Raw genomic sequence first — 18,672 nt, forward strand, 5'->3', positions numbered from 1 at the left:
TGCTTTTGGGAGGTGGTTGGGAGCTAAAAGGATTTTTGTAATTTTTGGATGAGTTCGTCGTCACGGTTGTATATGTCTCTGCGAAATTGAACGACACCTTCCAAATCAACCCAAGCAGTCCAATACAAGATATGCACGGGAATCGGGTTAAGCAGCGTGACGGTTTTTTGATCGCTTTGGTCGAAAGCCTCTCGAATGGCGTCCGGCGTCATGCGGGAATTGTTTTCAAGCACTAAGTTTGCCAGCGCGAAAGGTTTGCCGACACGAATACAGCCGGAACTGAATGTACGATCGACCCGATTAAATAAACTTGGTTCCGATGTGTCGTGTAAATAAACGTTGTGCGGATTGGGAAACATGAATTTAACCTTACCCATGGCATTTTTGGGGCCGGGTTTTTGGACCAGGCGAAAGGGAAAGTTATTCGGGTTTACTTGCCGCCAATTGACCGATAATGGATTTATTTCTGTTCTATTGGCCCCCCAGCCACGGTAAAGCTTCATGTGATTTCGTTCGATGTAATAGGGGTCCCTGGCCAAAATAGGCAATTTGTCTTTGACGGCGATACTGTTCGGTACGTACCAGGAAGGGTTGATGACCAAATAAGTCATCGAGCCGGTAAATATCGGAGTCTCTCGGTATGTTTTACCGACAATGACCGGCATGTGCAGCAAGACTTCGCCGTTTCCGACAAAATCAAGTGCGAAGCCTGCAATATTGACCATGATATGGCGTGCGCCAAGATCCTCAGGAAGCCAGCGCCAACGTTCGAGATTGGCGCGAATTTGCGCGATTCGATGATCGACACCGACATTGAGAGCCTCAAGCGTGGCTCTTCCGACAATGCTGTCGGCTTCTAGTCCGTGGCGTTTTTGAAAGTATTTAACTGCTTGTTGTAATGGCTGATCGAATTCTTTGCTGTCAAGAACGGTATCGTTAGGCAAATCGCCTGAGGCGGCCAGTCTTTTTCTGAGTTCGATGATGCGAGGGTTTTTCTCGTTAGGGCGAAGGCTAGGGCCTTCCGTAACCGAAGGCCAACCGCCCCGGTCCTTGATCGCACGATAATCGGCCAATGCTTGCACCAGAGATCGGTAGCCGGGTTGTTTCGGCATTAACTCATTGAGGCTTTGCTCAATCGAATTGGTGTTGATCGCATCGGACAATATTTTGACCATATCGGTTGCACGTCGACCGGTATCCCATTTCGATTGGAGCTTTTGAGGGTTGACTTGTCCTTGTAATAAGTGGGTTCCGTATGTCAGAAAGGCATCGCTTAATAATAAGTCTAAATCGACCGAGAGTATCAAGATTTCGGATTCATTCAGTGGAGCTTTTAATCTTTCCAGGCGTTCATTAATTGCCGTGACATGGTAATTGCTTTTGTTGAGACCATGCTGATCCGCGCTATTCAGTATTTGCATCAGTTGATAAGCTTGCGGAGTCGGTTGACCGTTGGCAAGCCAAGCTTTAGTAAATTGCCTGTCCGAATAAAAGGTAATGAGGTCCTTTTGCGAGTTTAAAGGCTGGTTATCGATTGAAAGATCAAGAATCTCGGTCGCGGATTCAATTCGCTCGCGTAGCGATTCTGCAACGCTTAGATCCTCGGCAGCCGATATTTCCGGCAAGAATAAAGCGATTGACGTTAGCGCAATTAAAAATTTATGCAATGGTTGTTTCATTGGTTTCGTACGGTCGGATGGTGTTGGATGAATAAGGTGTTTAGGATAACCCTGTCACGGATTCGACAATTATAAATAGAGTAGTATTTTTTGAAACAGTTCTACCTGGTCTATAATTGCTCGAAAGTTTAATTGAAAGTATTGTGCCTTAACTCTGTCGATACATATATACCTTTCGCACTTCAAATTTCGGCAGTCCCTAAGGAGGCGCCGGGGTGCTCGGCAAAGGCTTTGCCAGCATGGATGCTGGCATAGAGCCTACATGGATGTATTCACGGCGTTCTTTGACGGGTCCCCGGTGCCGAATTTTGATCTACGATGAGTATAGATTTATTATAGGGCTGCTATTTACCCTAAAAAGCATACCTTTTGTATACCCATCGCACTTCAAATTTCGGTATTGACGCATGGAGGTGCCGGGGTGTTCGGCAAAGGCTTTGACAGCAGGGATGCTGTCACAGAGCCTACATGGACGTATTCACGGCGTCCTTTGACGGACACCCCGGCGCCGAAATTTGACCAGCAAAGGGTATACATTAAATTTTGGCGCCGACTTATCGAGGGAGGCGAGGTGTTCTGTGGGGACACGTTGACAATCCCTCACCTAGTCTTAGGTGATACTACCATTAAGTTAAGCCATCATAGTATAAGTAATGCTTGCATTCAGGCTCTAGTGTGTCTCATAAGCTTGCCATCCATGACACTGGATTCCGCCAGTCCATGGCGGAATGACGGACTTACCTTAACTTAATGGCAGTGAGCCTTAGGGGGATGTTAACCCGATGGCATAATTTGGCTAACAAAGGGTATAAATATTTGTTTATTATACCCGTCGTAGATCAAAATCCGGCGCCTGGGTGTCCGCCAAAGGACGCCGTGAATACGTCCATGTAGGCAAAGCCTTTGTCGGACACCCTGGCGCCTCCTCTAGCACTGCCGAAATTTAAAGTGCGAAAGGTATATGTCGATTAAACATTGACTGCGACACGGTTTTCAGTTTTTATGATTTGCATATTTAAAAAGGAGATTCCTAATGTTTAAAAAGCAGGCAATTGTTTTGCTGATTTCGGCTGTAACCGCGCTGAGTGGGTGTAACAGGGTTTATTATTCTCAGGATGTCGACGATGACGACTTGGTGGAAGTCAGTTACGATGCGGTAGATGAGTTATTGACACATCTCAGACAGCCATTGCCTAGAGGAAGCTTGGTTGTCGTTAACTCGTTAGTTAATGTGGATGATATGAGTCAATCGTTTTCGTTCGGTCGAATCGTTTCCGATCAAATTGCATCGGCATTTCATCGTTCAGGTTATCGTGTCATGGGTATGGAGTTACCGACCGAGATTTTCGTCAAAAATGATACCGGTATATTACAGTTGTCCGATGAAACCAAAGCCGGATTGGCCGAAATTGGGGCACAAGCTTTGTTAGTCGGTACTTTTGCGCCGGGAAAGAAAAACGCTTATGTGTCGCTAAGGGTTGTCGATATTGATAGCGGTTATTTTGTGGCGACTACCGATTATTCAATCGCGATGGGTCCCGATGCCAAAAACTTACTGAAACCTAAGCCGGTAGAAGAGGCTGCAAAAGATGAAGAAGAGCCTATGCCGGTGGTTGATGAATCGACGGATGATTTCGATTTGTTTGAATGAGCCTTAGGGGCAAACATTCTGATACCTTATCCGTATTCACCGCCGTCCTTGGCGTTCGAGCTGCCGTCAACTCCAGAGGCGACGACGCGTCATTCCGCCAGGGATTCACTCCGGGCTATCCTGCCCGGAGCCCTTCGGGTAAATGCAAATCCGTTCCATACGAATTTGTCGCGGAATCCAGTGCGATGAATGATAATCCTATAAAAAGCATTTCACCATGAAGATCATGAAGAATAGGAAGTTATACCTTTCGCACTTCAAATTTCGGTATTAGCCTATGGAGGTGCCGGAGTGTTCGGTCGATTTTTGCTCCTGCAAAATCGACATTCACGCCATCCATGGCGCTCGCCAAGGCTTTGATAGCATGGATGCTATCATAGAGCCTACATGGACGTATTTACGGCGTCCTTTGACGGGCACCCCGGCACCGAAATTTGACAAGCAAAGGGTATATTCAATAGTAATTTTTCACCCCCCCACTATCGTTCCCGCGCTCCAGCGTGGGAATGCAGCCCGAGACGCTCTAGCGTCTTCTGCGGGACGGGTTATTTAACCCGTCCCCAACGTTTCGGTTTGCCCTAAACATTTCGGCTGACTTCGGCCAAAGTCAAAACGTTTAGGACGGGGTTGCAAACCCCGTCCTGCTAGGGATTTGACAAGCAAACGGTATAATTCAATAGTAATTATTCACCCCCCACTATCGTTCCCGCGCTCCAGCGTGGGAATGCAGCCCGAGACGCTCTAGCGTCTCGTAACGCTGGAGAGGTACTCAGACACTCCCACGCAGAGCGTCACTACCATTAAGTTAAGCCATCACTGTATAAGTAATGCTTGCATTCAGGCTCTAGTGTGCCTCAAAAGCTTGCCATCCTTGGCACTGGATTCCGCCAGTCCATGGCGGAATGACGGGCTTACCTTAACTTAATGGCAGTGACGCAGAGACGTGGGAACGATAATTGCCAGGAGACTGAATATTTACCTTGTAGCAGTTATTTTGTACATATTCCTTAGGATAATGCGTAGCTTGACCTCCGTACAAACCAGGATATCGGCAATCAATGCCGATATAACGCTGACTAGCTACAATTTGATATCAAAAAAATTAGATACTGTGTCGTGATCGCTTTGGTCATCGACTTTTCCTTCTCTGACTAACCTGCATGTTTTGAACCCTGCGTTTAAAGCGGCTTCAAGTTCCTCGGTAATATCCGACAAAAATAAAATATTTTCCGGTTCGGTTTTGATTTGTTCGGCGATTGCCGAATAAGAGGCGGGCTCTTTTTTACCGCCAATGTGAGTGTCGAAATAGCCGGAAAATAGCGAGGTTAAGTCACCGAATTCGGTATGCTTGAATAAAAGTTTTTGCGCATAGACCGACCCCGATGAATACACATAAAGCTTGATCGCTTGATCGTGCCATTGCCGTAGGGCTTGAGCCGCATCGGCATAAATATGCCCCTTGAAATCGCCTTGACGATAACCGTGTTCCCAAATCAAACCTTGTAAGGATTTTAACGGCGTCACCTTTTGATCTTGATCGATCCATCGAATCATTTGTTCGATTAATGCTTCGGTATTCGTCGGGCCGTCGGTTAGCTTAGCGGCATCGTGCAATAATTCGCTAACTTCCGGTTCGTGACCATGGTTGCGAATGAATTCGGCAATATGGACTCTGGCATAAGGAAATAATACATCCTTGACGAAGGATAAAGATGAGGTTGTACCTTCAATATCAGTGACGATGGTTGTGATCATAAGTGTCTAATGTTTGGATTACGAAGAATTTAATGTGGGGAGTGTGGTTTAGCGAGGTTGGCGCTCAGCGCGCCTTCAAGCCTCATGAAATGGATTTACAGTGCTCCTTGGTGGTATACCTCATTACCAAACACAGTTGAACGAATCTTCAGCAAGGCACAAGGATAAAATAACTTTTTTGAATGGTTCCCACGCAGAGCGCACATCGTTATACCTGATTAGCAAGATGCTTCAGCTTGCCGAAGCCAACTGTCCGAGCAGTGACCAGTCTTAGCCACTTCTGCGGGACGGGTTATTTAACCCGTCCCCAACGTTTCGGTTTGCCCTAAACATTTCGGCTGACTTCGGCCAAAGTCAAAACGTTTAGAACGGGGTTGCAAACCCCGTCCTGCTAGGGATATGCTGGTTTTTGGGCTTTAGCTGAAGAAACTTGCTAATCAGGTCGTTATATACCTTTCGCACTTCAAATTTCGGCATTAGCCTATGGAGGTGCCGGGGTGTTAGGTCGATTTTGCTCCTGCAAAATCGACATTCACGCCATCCATGGCGCTCGCAAAGGCTTTGATAGCATGGATGCTATCATAGAGCCTACATGGACATAGTTACGGCGTCCTTTGATGGGCACCCCGGCACCGAAATTTGACAAGCAAAGGGTATACCGTCTTGCCTTCTTTTAGATAATGTGACTTCGATACCATTTATGGTTCCCTAACGTACCCGACTTCGAAATCGCGATCAGGGGATCGCTCCCACAGAGTATCCGCCGCCCTGCTGTGGGAGCGACGCCTTCGTCGCGACTATCGAAGCCACTGACGTTTAATATCCAGAGACCTATCAAACATCACCGTTCCCAGATATTCGATATAATCTGTTCAGCAAGTGTAACGGTACTTGTGTATAACGACGAGCGCAGAGCGTCACAGCCATTAAGTTAAGCCATCACAGAAATAAGTAATGCTTGCATTCAGGCTCTAATGTGCTTCAAAAGCTTGCCATCCATGGCGGAATGACGGGCTTCCCTTAACTTAATGGCAGTGGCGCAGAGCGTGGGAACGATAGGTATCCAGCTTTTCTGGTTGATGGTTACAGTGAGGTAATGAATAGCCTAGTTATTTCGAGCTCATTCCTAAGGGAGTCAGAGTTTTACTCCAATTGTTGAATATAGTCGTCGAAGCTGGGGAATTGTTCGGAAATTTTGCTACCGGTGAAATTCGCGACCCAGCCGTCCGGTGTCGTGAACAAGCGAATACATCGGAAATTCGGATTTTCGCCCATGTCGAACCAGTGTTTGGCGCCTGCCGGAACACTGATTAAATCGCCTTGCTCGCATAAAATGCAATACACCTCGTCGTCGACATGTAAGGAAAATAGCCCTCTTCCCTCAATGAAAAAACGGACTTCGAAATCGTCATGGATGTGTTCGGATAAAAACTTTTGTCGTAATGCCGCTTTATCGGGGTGATTCGGGCTGATACCGATAACATCGACGGATTGAAAACCGTATTCTTCTTGTAAGCGGTCAATCGGTTGCCGATAGGCTTCTAATATAGCATCCTGGTCGGCATCGTCCGGAAGCACGAATTCCGCGCTCCAACGTTCGAAACGGACATTCAGTGGTGTCAGCCGGGTTTGTATATCGCTGAAATCAAGATAGGTATTGCTGTTATTCGGGTCATTATCAGGGTATATAGTCAAGGCGCTCATCGGTTTAAGGCTCCGTACAGTCGTATTTCACAGTCAAATAAAAACTCCAACGCTTCAACATGCCTTAGCGCATCATCGACACTCCGGCCCCATGTGTAATAGCCGTGTCCCGAGATAATATAAGCATAAGTTGACTCGCGTCGATCCATATAAGCATCGATCGTAGCTGAAAGTCTATGCATATTTTGATCATTCGCGAAAATGGGAATGCTGATGCGCGTTTCATGTGTATCGATATCGGGTAACGCTTTCAAAAGTTCATAATCGTCGAGTACCAGCTCGGTTTTAAATAGCTTGGATATGAGCGTGGCATTTAACGAATGTGGGTGTAAAACGGCTTGAGTATCCGGAAATCTTTGATACAGCGCTGTATGCAATAGTGTTTCGGCTGACGGTTTTTTACCGTCAAGTGACGTACCGTCAGGAGCGATAAGCATGATGTCCTCGGCGCTCAGTCGACCTTTATGTTTGCCTGAAACGGTAATAGCTACGTTGCCATTAGATAGTCGTGCGGAAAAATTACCGCTAGTTGCCGGTACCCAGCCTTTGCTGTCGATAAAGCGTCCGGCTTCGATTAATTGCCCGGCTTTTTCGGAAAATTCGTCGTCGAGTGTCATGCTATTTGTTTATGGATATGAATTGGCGTCTATTTTACCGGTAATTGAATACGGATGCTTAACAGCAATTCCCAGTTTGAGCAGTTTCGCCGATTTTAGGGTGTGGGGTATGCCTGTCGAGGAACGCCGTAAACCCATCCATGGGGGCTTGGCGGCAGCTCGAACGCCAAGGATGGCGTGAATGCAGATTTTGCATGGAGCAAAAATCTGCCCTGCTGCCGACATCCTCGCCAAGCATACCCCACACCCTTTTTGATCTCCAAATTGGGAATTGCTGGATGCTTAAGCGATTACTATTGTATAAGAGAAAGATGCGGTAGGATTGCTCCTTTTTTTAACAGTAGGTTTTTTCGGTGAAATGGAGTCAATTTTTAGCGGTGGTGATTGTTGCCTCGCAGCTTAATGCGTGCACATGGATGTATGCCGATTTCAAAGCGCCAAAGGTTAAATTGCTGGCTATTAAGCCTTCACAGTTCGGCTTATTCGAACAGCGTTTTAATATACGCTTACGCCTGGAAAATAGGAATGATTCCGAATTAGCGATAAGAGACATGGCCTATGTACTGAAACTTAATGACGCTGATTTTGCTCAAGGCGTTAGCGATCAGGAAATTACGATTCCCGAATATGGTGAATACGTTGTCGAATTGCCCGTGAGCGTCAATTTAAAGACGCTTTTACGTCAATTGACTCGGCGTGATGGCGCTCCCATTCGCTACCAATTGACCGGGCATCTGGGTTTAATGCGCAGCCTAATAACGCTTCCATTCGATTATGAAGGGGAAGTTGAATTGGAGTTTTGATGGGGCAGCGGCATCAGCGATGAATGGATTGTAGTCGAATAGCATGAATTAGTAAGCGGCAAAATCACAAAAGCTGCGTAAAACACTATAATAAACGCTATTCAACTATTTCAAAAAGAGACCGTTCAACCATGGCCGACTCAGAAGATAAAAAAAAGTCAGTATCGCCTAAAACCTTTGCCGATGATTTAGATTCGATGCTCGATGATGCGGCTTCGTTAATCGATAGCGATGAGTTAATGAATGATGATGACGCTATCGACAAATTGTTGATGGATAGCGCCTTTGATGAACAAGAGTTGTCCGATGACGAAGACGAATTCGAGCAGTTATTTGCCGATGATTCGGCAGCCGGAGACCAAATAAACGATGAACTTGCCAATGATTTAAATACTGATAACGAGCTTTCAGAGGCTGAAAGCGATATCGATCAAGCCACGGTGCAGGTCGATTTTTCTGAAGATTCAGCAATGGCAGAAATCGACGAATTTTCAGATTTAGGTTTCGACGAGTTTGCAGAAACTGAGTCGGAGCCTGAACCGGAACCAAGCCCGGTTTTTTCCTCACCGAAAGAAGAAGAGGTCGAAGCGGTTTCCGAAACAGGTTTTGACAGCGATGACTTTACTTTAGCGGAATTCGATATTTCCGATCAGGAAGATGAATTTGACGAATTTACAACGACCCAGGACGAGAATATAGCATTCGACGAAGTAGAAGAAAATCCTCGAGCAATGGAAGATTCTGAAGAAGCTGAGCAAGAACCGGATCGGACGGAGCAGGACTTTGCGGTCTATAACGATGACTCGGCGCTCCCAGAAGCGATGACGGCGGATGCGCGCCATAAAGAAGTCGTCGATGATGTTATTACGACACAAATCAGCCAATTATTTAGTGAGCAGGAAATTTTAAAGCAACAATTGGCTACAATGAGCGCTTCGACGAGCCAGGGGCAGACCGATGAAATCGATCGATTGTCTAAGGCGCAAAGTCAATTAAAAAAGCAACTCGACAATGGCGGTAAAATACCGACGATTACTTATGTGGCAATGGCCATTGCCGTTGTGGCTTTATTAACAGCCGGCGTGTTCGCCTATTTGGCTTTGCAAAGCGATAATGAAATCGAGTCATTGACCGAATTAATCGGCACCTTGGAAGAAAATCAAGCCGAATTGAATGCTTTGTTGATCAAAAACAGTATGCCGGAAGCCGCTCAAACAAGCCCAGCGCCAATGGCTTTGCAAGATGAACCTACTGAAGGCGATAAAATTGAGGTCATTCCGTTAACACCGGTGGCACCGAAGCTTGCAGAAACGGAAACGAATGGAGCGGTTTCTCCGGAAGCTCAACTTGCAGGAGCGGCAAGCATGGCCGAGGCAACGCCGGCCGATAAGGCAAAGGAAACCGAGCAAGCGGAAGGCTCGCCTCCGCTATCCGATGTTCCCGAAGACGCTAATCAAGTAGCAGCATTGGAAGCCAAAATTAAAGAATTGGAAAAGAAGTTGGCTAAGGCGACCGCTCCTCCTGTCAAAAAAACGGTAAGCAAACCGTCAGCCCCGGTAAGACGAAGTCCGCCAAGAGCCGCAGCACCTTCGGCTAGTTGGTCGGTGAATCTGATTTCCTTTAAGCAAGACTGGTACGCCAATAGAAAAGCCGCTGAATTCTCAAGACAGGGTGTACCTGCCAAGGTTATTCCGGTGCAAGTTAAAGGAGAAACTTGGTATAGGTTATCGGTTTCCGGATTTAAGAGCCGGGATGAGGCGTCCGCTTATGCAGCCAGAGTAAAAAGAACGCATAATCTCGATTCGGTATGGATAGCGAGAGATTAGCCTAAGAAAGGTTCTACTTATACCTTTCGCACTTCAAATTTCGGCATTAGCCATGGAGTTGCCGAGGAGCAAAAATCTGCCCTGCTGCCGACATCCTCGCCAAGCATCACTGCCATTAAGTTAAGCCGTTCGTGGTGAGCCTGTCGAACCATGGACGGCTTAACTTAGGAACGAGCATGAAATAACTTAGACAACTGTTGGAAGGGGGGCGGTGGCTCGATTGACAGGTGTCGGCGGCAGGGATAGCCGCCGTCAAGCCTACATGGACGTATTCACGGCGTCCTGTCAAGCGAGTCACCGAACCTCCGCAAAGCCTACTACTTGTAGAAGTTATTTTGTGCATATTCCTTATCGACCCAGGATTTTTCCATTCACCCTTCGACAGGCTCAGGGCGAACGGAAAAATCCTTAACTTAATGGCAGTGTCGCCAAGCATACCCACACCCTTTTTGATTTCCAAATTGGGAATTGCTGGTATTTACGGCGTCCTTTGACGGGCAACCCAGCACCGAAATTTGACAAGCAAAGGGTATAATTCTTAGAAGTTTTTTCGATCAAAAGGGAGTAAAACGGCTTCGGAAAGACGAGAAAGAAATTAATTTGCTACTGATTATCCGTACTAGTTATTCTGTTGTTACGGCAGAATTGCTACAAATGTGATCGTGATTTCAGAAATCAAGTTTAATTTTCACTATGATTTTGTGGAAATTGTTGATATCAAGATACGATTATGAAGAATCGACTCATTTTTATTGAGCATGAATCAAGCTTAACCGCTACTGAGAACGACCGGTTCCGCATTATATTGGGGTTACCGGAGCGCATATTCGACCATATCGAACAAGACATAGACGCATTGGCTGAATTTCTAGCCCATGAAATAGTTCGGAATCCTCAAAACCTCAGCAATCATATCCGGCGTATTTATCTTTGCTATGGCAAGGATTGGCAGGAAGCTTTGTTTGCGGCGTTAGTCGATTTTTTGATGGTATTGAATAACCGGGGAAAACCTATCGCTCGGCGAATGATTCTCGGTTCGCGGTCGAAATTGACTTCGTCTCAGAGAGATATTCTGATGGTTGCGATCAACGAAGATAATGAATTCGTTGCAAAACTGCCGAGCAGTCGTTTTAGTCTTTTAACTGAAGGAACGCTAGGCTGCACGCAAGTGATAGAAAAAATGAGTTCATCGGATAGCGGCTCTCGAGATCCTCTACAGTTGGCCCAAGACGCAGTCGAATATAGTCAATTAAGCGAGGCGATGGCTATATTGGAACAAGCGATGACGGAACAACCCGAGCGTATTGATTTACAAGATGCCTTATTGGAATTATACCGCTCTACCCATGATCGTCCCCGGTTTGCGCGCGCTTTTGCCGCGTTGCGGCAACAAAATACCAATGTGCCTGCTGCGTGGATCGCATTAAATGATTATTTCAAAGAGCTCAGCGATGCTAAAGAAATCAACTAAAGAAACGCTAAAAGTCGTGCTTTCCGGGATGGATGAGCGAACTCGAAAAACGCTCACTTTATATCTCCATGGCCCGTGTAAGGCTGCCGGCGTCACGATAGTCGATTTTCTTGAGGCGGACTTGGAAATTATCGATGCGGATTTGCGAGAAGGCCGGTTATTATTGAGTAAACGGTTTAGCGAGACTTTGCATCGCCCTCTGATCGTTTTGTCATTGCAAGAAATAAGTCGCGAAGGTGTTTTCTACATTAAAAAACCGGTACAAGTCGAGTCGATGTTGGCGGCGCTCGATAAGATTAGAACTCAGCTTCGGCAATTACAACAAAATCGCTCAATTGCTTCGGCTAAACCCGGTCTCCTTAAAGAGAAAGAGTCGTCGACGAATTCTCGCACATCCCCTATCACTAACCATCAGGTATCGGAGCCGACTAAAAAACAGCTTGAAGTCGATGCAAGCGAGCGTAATAAATCGGCTAAACATCAAACCGCGATGCAATTAAGCGATAAAGGGTTTTCAGTATTATCGGCGGGGCTTGAGCCATTGGATATCAATAATATCGAGCAACTGAAGCGCGCCGCTTATAATCCGAAAGAATATTTTCAAGGCTTCGTGCAATCGGCTATCAAAGTAGCAAAGGATAGGGATCAGGTGTTGCAACTACACACCGGATGGAAGCTAATGTTGATACTGCCGCGTAGCAACGAAATATGGTTGGATGCTGACGATAAACAATTACGCGCTTTTTCCGGTTTGGCGATCAACAAAAATAGCTCTAAAAAAATGTCGATCAGCTGGCCGGACCCGAAGTTAATCCTTAACGGTGCCTTGGATAAGTTTCAAAATATGGAGGCGATTGTATGGAAACTTGCCTGCTGGACCTCTAAAGGGCGATACCCAAGACATATCGATATCGAACGCCCGGTGTATTTAAAACAATGGCCCAATTTAACCCGCTTAGTCGTGACGCCGCATGCACTTCGAATTGCCGCATTATTGATCGATAAACCGGTCGCTCCGATAAAAATTGCCGGGTTACTCCATATAAAACCCGAATATGTCTTTGTCTTCATTAGCGCGGCAAGTGCGTTAGGACTGCTCAAACAAAGCGACAGGAATGCAGATTGCGACATTCTGCCGCCCGAGCTAAAGCCTAACCGCAACAAGAGCTTACTGAGCCGCATCATCGATAAACTTAGAGTCAATAAACTCAATGGACTAGACAGTAATGAGCCAATATAAAATTATTTTTACCGGGCCGGTCGGTGCGGGAAAAACCACTGCGATCCAATCGATTAGCGATATTGCACCGATTAAAACCGACGCAGCAGCCAGCGATATGACCAAAAGCCGAAAAGCAGGGACAACCGTTGCGATGGATTATGGCGTAATGAATTTGGCAGGCGGGGAAAAATTACATTTGTATGGCACGCCGGGGCAAGAGCGTTTTGATTTCATGTGGGACATTTTGACATCGGGCGGTATTGGCTTGATATTGCTATTGGATAATACGCGCACCGATCCTTTTCAGGATATGAAATTTTTTTTGGAGGCGTTCTCCGACTTTATCGAGAAAACGCAAGTCGCGATTGGCGTGACACAAATGGATTTAAGTAGCCGTCCGGTAATCAATGATTATCATAAAAAACTTAAAGAAATGGACATGAATATTCCGGTTTTTACTGTCGATGCCCGAGTAAAGAACGATGTTTCATTATTGATACAGGCACTGCTGTATTCGTTGGATCCCGGCTTGGAGGCTTGACATGGCCGATTATAAACTGTCGGAGGGCCTATTTTTGTTGCCGACGCCGGCGGGCGCATATTATGCGGTTGCTTCGCGGGAACAAGACAAAGCCCGGCAATTTTTAAGAAGTTTATTTCGGCAACAAAGAACCCCGGCACTGACAGAAGACAGCTTACTTACGTTAATGGAAAACGACGAACCGCACATCTGTTTCGAACGATTGCATCATTGTCAAAGGCTTGGATTGGTGCAAGGGCTCGAACAAGCCATTGAGGCTCCGTCCGGCGCATTCGAGCAAATTTTGCCGAACATGCTGGGGAGCCTCACTGAAAACGGCAAGGTGTTATTGGCCGATCATCAAGGTTTTTATTTGGTTTGTCATGGTTTCGCGCATGAAACGGCCGAAGAATTGTCGGCTCTCGGTGCTGAAATTGCCTCGATACATGAGCGGCGCTCCGGATTGCTATTCAATAACATGGGCTTGAATAGTCATGCGTGGGCCGTTGTCGATGCTGCAGGCAATAGCCAGGTCGGCTTTTGGCCCTTATTTATAGGCGAAACTCGATTTATCGTTGCAATCAGCGGCATGCCTCATTTTAATCGGCCCGAATTCGTCGAGCTGGTTTGGGCCTTGTTCAGTCGTTATGCGGCTAACCGAAAATAAAGCTACTCCCTTTATGCTCAAAAAATCATTGCCATTAAGTTAAGGGAAGCCCGTCATTCCGCCGTGGACTGGCGGAATCCAGTGCCATGGATGGCAAGCTTTTGAGGCAAAGTAGATCCTGGATACAAGCATTACTTAATTCTGTGATGGCTTAACTTAATGGCAGTGACTCAAAAAATGGCTAACTTTATAGGGTATGGGGTGTGGCTAGCTGGGATGACGGCAGCACGGCGGTCCCTCGATAGACATACCCCATACCTTTTGTTATTAGACGGTTTTTTGATCAAAAGGGAGCATTACTCGATCCCCGCGTTAGCGACAAAATGCATCGTTGGAGGATGAAATTATCAATCGTTTTTATGATTATCTAAGGAGACTGCTATGCGAGCAGATATGTTGACGTCCGTGTTAACTGAGTTAAATGGAACATCAGCCGATATCGAAGCATCCGGTGTAATATCTACCGATGGTTTGATGATGGCTTGCGTATTACCGGCCGGAATGGATGAAGACCGGGTCGGCGCAATGAGTGCAGCAATGCTTTCATTAGGCGACAGAACAGCCCAGGAACTGGGGCGGGGCACGCTCGAGCAAGTATTGATCAAGGCCGACAGAGGCTATGTGCTGATGACTTATGCGGGCGAAGAGGCGGTGTTGACCGTACTGGCAAAACCCAATGCCAAGCTAGGTTTGATTTTCCTCGATGTCAAACGAGCCGCTCAACATATCTCCGAAATGCTTTAGACCGCCAAGCAACGATTAGGTGACCGACATGATACACGATATGCAACCCGAGTTTATCAAGGGCGAATACCAGGAAGCGACGCTTGAGCTTTACGGCGGTATTCGTCGCAGAGTGTTATATAACGAATCGGAAATACCCTACCCGGATGGCAAGTTAATCGTTTCGACGACCGACCCGGAAGGCATAATCACGCATGTCAATCAATCGTTCGTCGATATGTCGGGCTATACCGAGGCAGAATTGATTGGCGCGCCGCATTCCATCCTGAGGCACCCCGACATGCCTTCGGCGGCCTTCAAGGATCTTTGGGATACCGTCAATCGCGGCGATAAATGGCAGGGTTTTGTCAAGAATCTACGTAAAGACGGCGCATATTATTGGGTAAAGGCTACCGTGATCCCGAATGTTCGGCAAGGTAAAGTCGTCGGATACACTTCGGTTAGAAGAAAACCTTCACGAACCAAGGTGGAAGAAAGCATTAAACTCTATTCGGCTATGATACAACAGGAGCGCGCATGACTTTCAAATTCACTGTCAGTCCGGATTTTACGCCGGATCATCTATCCGGTTGGTATATCTTCAACACTTGGTTGCAAAAGCAAACCGATTCGGCGATACATCTGGAAATATACAACGACTTTCAATTGCAGCGGGAGGCGATTGCGCATGATCAAATCGATTTGATTTACGCCAACCCATTCGACGCAGCCATGCTGGTGCGAGAAAAAGGATTTATGCCCTTAGTGAAACCGCAAGGCGAATCCGATGAAGCGATCATTGCCGTCAATGCCGACAGTGCGATTCAATGTGTGACCGATTTAAAGCCTGGCACAAGAGTTTCCTATACCGACGATCCGGATGTGCGCCTAATGGGCATGATCATGCTCGAACCGGGCGATCTGGATGTCGGCAACATACAAGGCGTACCTTGCGATACCTACATATTAGTTGCGAAACATTTATTGCAAGGCGATGCCGATGTTGGAATTTTTTTGGCCGAGGCCTACGACGATTTATCCGAAATGATCAAAAAACGCTTACGAATTCTAGTGCGAAGCCAAATCGGCGTGATTCACCACTCCTTGATGATAGGCCCAAAACTCAAAGACAAAAAAGAATTATTCGAAAAGTGTTTGTTAAAAATGGCCGAGGAAACAAAAGGGGGTGGTGTATTGGAAAGCCTGGGTTTTAAAGGGTGGGAAAAAGTCGATGAGGAAGAAATGGAATTCATGATCGACTTGATGGATACATTGAATGTTTAATCTGAAATTTCGTGAAGCGCAGATACGATATTGTTTATTATGTTTTGGCATTGACATAGTATTTCAGCTAGTTATGAAAAAAGAACCTTATCTGTATATTTTTGCCGGCAATTTCGTGTAATTGGACGTCGCCAATTCCAGCCGTCATTCCGCCATGGACTGGCGGAATGACGGCTTTCCCTTAACTTAATGACAGTGCTCTCTAGCATGGGAAACAGCGGAAAAGCCTGTGGGAGCAACACCTACGTCGCGACAAGGAATAAGAGGAGCAGCAACGATGAACCTAAAATACAAGAACGACTCAGTATCGATACACGATTATCTGGAAGGCGAGCTGCAAAGCAAAATCAAACACGAATACATCGATGGGCAAGTCTATGCGATGGCCGGCGCGAGCACGAATCATAATCGCATCGTCGCCAACCTAAGCCGGGAATTGGGCAGTCATTTACGGCATACTGTTTGCGAACCGTTCGCATCGGATATGAAAGTACAAGTCGCCGAAGATTTTTATTATCCCGACGTGCTGGTTGTATGCAATCATCAGGGCAACGACTACGGCGTAACCGATGCGCCGATACTCATCGTCGAAGTCTTATCGAAAGCAACCCGAAAAATCGATCAAACGCTAAAAAGACAGGCTTATCAAAGCTTAGAAAGTCTGCAAGAATACGTCGTGATCGAACAAGACTTTGTCGACGTGGAAATATGCCGACGAAAAAACCATTGGCAATCGGAACATTATTTCATGGGCGATGAATTACACTTAGAAACAATCGATTGCCGTATACCGGTCGAAATGATTTACGAACGGGTCGAAAACGAAGATGTGCTGAATTATCTACAGCAACAAGCCAGCCCGATGCAGAATGAAAATTAAACTAACCCCCCTCAATCCGCATTTTACAAAGGGACAGACTGGTTTGTAATTCGCCGTTTGAATGTGGGAGCGACGCCTACGTCGCGATTTCGAGGCCCGAAAGGCCAGGTAACACTAAACGGTATCGAAGCCTAATGCGCTAACCCGACCTACGGCTTCTGCTATAACACATTCAAAATCCGAAATCAAGCACATGACCCGAAAAAAACTCCCCATCGGCATACAAACCTTCGAGAAAATCCGCGAAGACGACTATTACTATGTCGATAAAACGCGCTTTATATTGCAGTTAATCGACGAAGGCACGCATTATTTCCTATCCCGCCCGCGCCGCTTCGGCAAGTCCTTGCTTTTAGATACGATAGGCGAGCTGTTTGCCGGCAACGAAGCGCTGTTTAAAGGGCTGTATTGTCATGAGCGATGGGATTGGTCCAAACGCTATCCGGTGATTCGTATCAGCTTCGGAGGCGGCGTGGTGCGAAGCGTAGCGGATTTGGAGCGCCGCATACTCGCCTTATTGCGTACCAATAGAGAAAATCTCGGGCTCAACTGTAGCGACGAAACGGATATACCGGGCTGTTTTGCCGAACTGATACAAAATGCGGCCAAAAAAGCGAGTGAAAGAGTCGTCGTGTTGATCGACGAATACGACAAACCGATATTGGATAACATTACTAACCCGGCACTCGCCGCCGAAATACGCCATGGCTTGCGCAACTTATATTCGGTAATCAAAGACTCGGACGCCCACATACGCTTTGCATTTCTAACCGGCGTGTCGAAATTCAGCAAAGTCAGCTTGTTTTCCGGGCTCAACAATCTGCAAGACATCACTGTAGACAAACGCTACTCGGCCCTTTGCGGCTACACCGCCGAAGATGTCGACACGGTATTTGCGCCGGAACTGGAAGGGCTCGACCGCGAACAGATGCGCGAGTGGTATAACGGCTACAACTGGATGGGGGAGGCGGTCTACAACCCGTTCGATTTGTTGCTGTTATTCAGCACCCGAGAATTCAAACCGTTTTGGTTTGAAACCGGCACGCCGACGTTCTTGATCGATATCTTGACGCAACGCGGTTTTTTTCTGCCGACATTGGCTAGCCTGCGTGTCGATATTGCCTTACTATCGGCGTTCGATGTCGAACATATCGCCCCCGAAGCCCTGCTTTGGCAAACCGGCTATTTGACCTTTACCGGCAGCCGGACCATCGGTGCACGAATCGAATACACGCTCGGCTATCCGAATTTGGAAGTGAAAAGCGCGTTAAACGATGCCTTGGTCAAAGCCATGATCGGCAATCCGGGGCGGGCCAGCGAACTGGAAAGCCGGCTTTACGATCGACTCTACGCGAACGACTTCACCGGTCTGAAAACACATTTCGAAAGCCTCTATGCCAGCATCCCGAACGATTGGTACCGAAACAACCCGATCGCGCAATACGAAGGTTTTTACGCCAGCGTATTCTATAGCCACATCGCGGCCTTAGGCTTGGACATCATCTTAGAAGACGTCACGCACCAAGGCCGCATCGACATGGCAGTCCGATTCAACGAACAAATCTATCTATTCGAATTCAAAGTCGTCGAATTGGCGCCGGAAGGAAAAGCCTTACAGCAACTGAAAGACAAACGCTATGCCGACAAATATCGAAGCTTAAGCCAACCGATCCATTTAATCGGCGTGGAATTCAGCAAAGATAGCCGAACTGTTGTCGGCTTCGACGTCGAAACATCGCCATAATCGGGTGCGGAATAAAGTTATTGGCAGCGACGAATAAAAAGGTCCCTGATTAGCAAGATGCTTCAGCTTGCCGAAGCCAACTGTCCGAGCAGTGGCCAGTGGTAGCCACTTCTGCGGGACGGGTTA

The 18,672-nt window shown here is 46.8% G+C and carries 16 protein-coding genes; 12 read left to right on the forward strand and 4 right to left on the reverse strand.

Annotated elements, in window-relative coordinates; all coding sequences use genetic code 11:
• Window positions 1-23: 23 nt before the first annotated feature.
• Complete coding sequence (locus EQU24_RS06615; RefSeq protein WP_017840244.1) at window positions 24-1,679, reverse strand: L,D-transpeptidase family protein; 1,656 nt, start codon at window positions 1,677-1,679, stop codon at window positions 24-26.
• A 1,033-nt stretch (window positions 1,680-2,712) separates the two neighbouring features.
• On the opposite strand from EQU24_RS06615, the gene EQU24_RS06625 reads away from it, so the two are divergent.
• Window positions 2,713-3,330, forward strand: a complete 618-nt coding sequence (locus tag EQU24_RS06625) for a FlgO family outer membrane protein (protein ID WP_017840243.1) — start codon at window positions 2,713-2,715, stop codon at window positions 3,328-3,330.
• 1,080 nt (window positions 3,331-4,410) lie between these two features.
• On the opposite strand, the gene mtnC is transcribed toward EQU24_RS06625, so the two are convergent.
• The 3 genes from mtnC to EQU24_RS06645 all read right to left on the reverse strand — a co-directional run bounded on the left by mtnC (window position 4,411) and on the right by EQU24_RS06645 (window position 7,406).
• The gene (gene mtnC / locus EQU24_RS06635) at window positions 4,411-5,085 is read right to left on the reverse strand and encodes an acireductone synthase (RefSeq protein WP_017840242.1); all 675 of its coding nucleotides are present in this window, start codon (window positions 5,083-5,085) and stop codon (window positions 4,411-4,413) included.
• Window positions 5,086-6,228: 1,143 nt separating this feature from the next.
• Window positions 6,229-6,789, reverse strand: a complete 561-nt coding sequence (locus EQU24_RS06640; protein ID WP_017840241.1) for a 1,2-dihydroxy-3-keto-5-methylthiopentene dioxygenase — start codon at window positions 6,787-6,789, stop codon at window positions 6,229-6,231.
• Window positions 6,786-7,406 (reverse strand): methylthioribulose 1-phosphate dehydratase, encoded by a 621-nt coding sequence (locus EQU24_RS06645; protein ID WP_017840240.1) that lies wholly within the window; start codon window positions 7,404-7,406, stop codon window positions 6,786-6,788. The genes EQU24_RS06640 and EQU24_RS06645 overlap by 4 nt, the downstream gene beginning before the upstream one ends.
• A 353-nt stretch (window positions 7,407-7,759) precedes the next feature.
• Here EQU24_RS06645 and EQU24_RS06655 point away from each other — a divergent pair, with 353 nt between their 5' ends.
• The 11 genes from EQU24_RS06655 to EQU24_RS06705 all read left to right on the forward strand — a co-directional run bounded on the left by EQU24_RS06655 (window position 7,760) and on the right by EQU24_RS06705 (window position 18,546).
• Window positions 7,760-8,209, forward strand: coding sequence for an LEA/WHy family protein (locus EQU24_RS06655; protein WP_138767112.1), 450 nt, complete (start codon window positions 7,760-7,762; stop codon window positions 8,207-8,209).
• A gap of 131 nt (window positions 8,210-8,340) precedes the next feature.
• Window positions 8,341-10,035: an SPOR domain-containing protein gene (locus EQU24_RS06660; RefSeq protein ID WP_017840238.1), complete on the forward strand. Its 1,695-nt coding sequence runs from the start codon at window positions 8,341-8,343 to the stop codon at window positions 10,033-10,035.
• A 730-nt stretch (window positions 10,036-10,765) separates the two neighbouring features.
• The gene (locus tag EQU24_RS06665) at window positions 10,766-11,506 is read left to right on the forward strand and encodes a type IV pilus assembly protein FimV (protein ID WP_017840237.1); all 741 of its coding nucleotides are present in this window, start codon (window positions 10,766-10,768) and stop codon (window positions 11,504-11,506) included.
• Window positions 11,487-12,746 (forward strand): hypothetical protein, encoded by a 1,260-nt coding sequence (locus EQU24_RS06670; RefSeq protein WP_017840236.1) that lies wholly within the window; start codon window positions 11,487-11,489, stop codon window positions 12,744-12,746. The genes EQU24_RS06665 and EQU24_RS06670 overlap by 20 nt, the downstream gene beginning before the upstream one ends.
• A complete protein-coding gene (locus EQU24_RS06675; RefSeq protein WP_017840235.1) occupies window positions 12,733-13,269 on the forward strand; it encodes a GTP-binding protein in 537 nt (178 codons plus the stop codon). Before EQU24_RS06670 ends, EQU24_RS06675 begins: the two co-directional genes overlap by 14 nt.
• Window position 13,270: 1 nt before the next feature.
• Window positions 13,271-13,915: a hypothetical protein gene (locus EQU24_RS06680; RefSeq protein ID WP_017840234.1), complete on the forward strand. Its 645-nt coding sequence runs from the start codon at window positions 13,271-13,273 to the stop codon at window positions 13,913-13,915.
• Between the two features lie 381 nt (window positions 13,916-14,296).
• Window positions 14,297-14,659: a roadblock/LC7 domain-containing protein gene (locus tag EQU24_RS06685; RefSeq protein WP_017840233.1), complete on the forward strand. Its 363-nt coding sequence runs from the start codon at window positions 14,297-14,299 to the stop codon at window positions 14,657-14,659.
• A gap of 28 nt (window positions 14,660-14,687) precedes the next feature.
• Window positions 14,688-15,179, forward strand: a complete 492-nt coding sequence (locus EQU24_RS06690; RefSeq protein WP_017840232.1) for a PAS domain-containing protein — start codon at window positions 14,688-14,690, stop codon at window positions 15,177-15,179.
• A complete protein-coding gene (locus EQU24_RS06695; protein ID WP_017840231.1) occupies window positions 15,176-15,922 on the forward strand; it encodes a phosphate/phosphite/phosphonate ABC transporter substrate-binding protein in 747 nt (248 codons plus the stop codon). Before EQU24_RS06690 ends, EQU24_RS06695 begins: the two co-directional genes overlap by 4 nt.
• 277 nt (window positions 15,923-16,199) lie before the next feature.
• A complete protein-coding gene (locus EQU24_RS06700; RefSeq protein WP_017840229.1) occupies window positions 16,200-16,802 on the forward strand; it encodes a Uma2 family endonuclease in 603 nt (200 codons plus the stop codon).
• Window positions 16,803-16,995: 193 nt separating this feature from the next.
• Complete coding sequence (locus EQU24_RS06705; protein ID WP_017840228.1) at window positions 16,996-18,546, forward strand: ATP-binding protein; 1,551 nt, start codon at window positions 16,996-16,998, stop codon at window positions 18,544-18,546.
• The last annotated feature ends 126 nt before the right edge of the window (window positions 18,547-18,672 follow it).

The organism is Methylotuvimicrobium buryatense, assembly GCF_005931095.1.
Taxonomy (GTDB): domain Bacteria; phylum Pseudomonadota; class Gammaproteobacteria; order Methylococcales; family Methylomonadaceae; genus Methylotuvimicrobium; species Methylotuvimicrobium buryatense.

Bases quoted from the DNA above. Each gene is read 5' to 3' on its own strand.
- EQU24_RS06705 (WP_017840228.1), top strand. From the start codon at position 16,996: ATGACCCGAAAAAAACTCCCCATCGGCATACAAACCTTCGAGAAAATC.
- EQU24_RS06665 (WP_017840237.1), top strand. From the start codon at position 10,766: ATGAAGAATCGACTCATTTTTATTGAGCATGAATCAAGCTTAACCGCT.
- EQU24_RS06625 (WP_017840243.1), top strand. From the start codon at position 2,713: ATGTTTAAAAAGCAGGCAATTGTTTTGCTGATTTCGGCTGTAACCGCG.
- EQU24_RS06685 (WP_017840233.1), top strand. From the start codon at position 14,297: ATGCGAGCAGATATGTTGACGTCCGTGTTAACTGAGTTAAATGGAACA.
- mtnC (WP_017840242.1), bottom strand. From the start codon at position 5,085: ATGATCACAACCATCGTCACTGATATTGAAGGTACAACCTCATCTTTA.
- EQU24_RS06700 (WP_017840229.1), top strand. From the start codon at position 16,200: ATGAACCTAAAATACAAGAACGACTCAGTATCGATACACGATTATCTG.
- EQU24_RS06640 (WP_017840241.1), bottom strand. From the start codon at position 6,789: ATGAGCGCCTTGACTATATACCCTGATAATGACCCGAATAACAGCAAT.
- EQU24_RS06690 (WP_017840232.1), top strand. From the start codon at position 14,688: ATGATACACGATATGCAACCCGAGTTTATCAAGGGCGAATACCAGGAA.
- EQU24_RS06675 (WP_017840235.1), top strand. From the start codon at position 12,733: ATGAGCCAATATAAAATTATTTTTACCGGGCCGGTCGGTGCGGGAAAA.
- EQU24_RS06645 (WP_017840240.1), bottom strand. From the start codon at position 7,406: ATGACACTCGACGACGAATTTTCCGAAAAAGCCGGGCAATTAATCGAA.
- EQU24_RS06615 (WP_017840244.1), bottom strand. From the start codon at position 1,679: ATGAAACAACCATTGCATAAATTTTTAATTGCGCTAACGTCAATCGCT.
- EQU24_RS06695 (WP_017840231.1), top strand. From the start codon at position 15,176: ATGACTTTCAAATTCACTGTCAGTCCGGATTTTACGCCGGATCATCTA.
- EQU24_RS06680 (WP_017840234.1), top strand. From the start codon at position 13,271: ATGGCCGATTATAAACTGTCGGAGGGCCTATTTTTGTTGCCGACGCCG.
- EQU24_RS06660 (WP_017840238.1), top strand. From the start codon at position 8,341: ATGGCCGACTCAGAAGATAAAAAAAAGTCAGTATCGCCTAAAACCTTT.
- EQU24_RS06670 (WP_017840236.1), top strand. From the start codon at position 11,487: ATGCTAAAGAAATCAACTAAAGAAACGCTAAAAGTCGTGCTTTCCGGG.